Here is a 1,371-nt window from a genome sequence, read left to right as displayed (position 1 = left end):
ACTCTCAATGGTTTGGTGGCGATAGCGAAGAGGTCACACCCGTTCCCATGCCGAACACGGAAGTTAAGCTCTTCAGCGCCGATGGTAGTCGGGGGTTTCCCCCTGTGAGAGTAGGACGCCGCCAAGCTTTTTTATTTTATCTACCATGTTTTTGTTTATGAAGCTTATAATATTCCGCAGTAGCTCAGTGGTAGAGCTATCGGCTGTTAACCGATCGGTCGTAGGTTCGAGTCCTACCTGCGGAGCCATTGCTTCCATAGCTCAGCAGGTAGAGCACTTCCATGGTAAGGAAGAGGTCAGCGGTTCGAACCCGCTTGGAAGCTTATCTAAATACGTTGATCTGAAGCAGTTTCCGCATGTTATGGAACTGTTATTTTTTATTTGGATCAGTAAAAACTGTTACTGATTGCAGCAGTTAAGGTATAGGTGTTTAAAGCGCGCTTTCTGATGAAGTTAGCCTTGCTTCAATGATTCAAAGAGATTAAAATAATTAATTGTTAAACGGTATTGACTTTTATCAAAACCTTGATATAATTACCTTTGTCATAATAAGCAGTATGTTTAGATTGATCTGCGGGTTATACCGTTTGGAGTTTTACTGAATAAATAATAATACAGTTTACCGCTATCTGAGGCTGTATTCTGGCCATGCTTTACATTTTTACTTGCGGAAGTAGTTCAGTGGTAGAACATCACCTTGCCAAGGTGGGGGTCGCGGGTTCGAATCCCGTCTTCCGCTCCATTTTATCCCAACGGGATATTGTGATATTAATTGCGCCCGTAGCTCAATTGGATAGAGCGTTTGACTACGGATCAAAAGGTTAGGGGTTCGACTCCTCTCGGGCGCGCCATAATATTTTTAAAAATCGGGAAGTAGCTCAGCTTGGTAGAGCACATGGTTTGGGACCATGGGGTCGCAGGTTCGAATCCTGTCTTCCCGACCATTCTCAAACTTTAAAGATAATATACTGGTTTTCTTTTTCTCTCTTTTTTTAAAAAAAATGCTTGATTTATAGAGAGACACCGTGGTATATTATTAAACGTCGCTGATGAACAGCAGACAACAACAAAAAGCTTCGGAAACAACTTAAAAAAAGTTGTTGACATAAAAGAAGCTGAGTGGTAAGATAATAAAGCTGCTTCAACAAGCGGCAATGATCTTTGAAAACTAAACAAGACAAAACGTACCTGTTAATTCAAAGTTTTAAATAAATCGCACAGTGATGTGCGTAGTCAGTCAAACTACTTTATCGGAGAGTTTGATCCTGGCTCAGGACGAACGCTGGCGGCGTGCCTAATACATGCAAGTCGAGCGGACAGATGGGAGCTTGCTCCCTGATGTTAGCGGCGGACGGGTGAGTAACACGTGGG

General features: G+C 42.7%; 5 tRNA genes and 2 rRNA genes. All 7 read left to right on the top strand.

Going from position 1 to position 1,371, the window contains the following annotated elements:
• Positions 1-11: 11 nt before the first annotated feature.
• Positions 12-127 (top strand): 5S ribosomal RNA (gene rrf, locus OTK50_RS19830).
• 46 nt (positions 128-173) lie between these two features.
• A tRNA-Asn gene (locus OTK50_RS19825) sits at positions 174-248 on the top strand.
• A gap of 2 nt (positions 249-250) precedes the next feature.
• Positions 251-323, top strand: a tRNA-Thr gene (locus tag OTK50_RS19820).
• Positions 324-667: 344 nt separating this feature from the next.
• Positions 668-742, top strand: a tRNA-Gly gene (locus OTK50_RS19815).
• Between the two features lie 32 nt (positions 743-774).
• Positions 775-851: transfer RNA gene (locus OTK50_RS19810), tRNA-Arg, on the top strand.
• A gap of 16 nt (positions 852-867) precedes the next feature.
• A tRNA-Pro gene (locus OTK50_RS19805) sits at positions 868-944 on the top strand.
• Positions 945-1,247: 303 nt separating this feature from the next.
• Positions 1,248-1,371: ribosomal RNA gene (locus tag OTK50_RS19800) — 16S ribosomal RNA — on the top strand; the annotation flags it as partial.

Origin of the sequence: Bacillus sp. NEAU-CP5 (assembly GCF_026420705.1) — a bacterium.
Taxonomy (GTDB): Bacteria; Bacillota; Bacilli; order Bacillales; family Bacillaceae; genus Bacillus; species Bacillus velezensis.
This window is presented reverse-complemented; position numbering and strand designations above follow the sequence as displayed.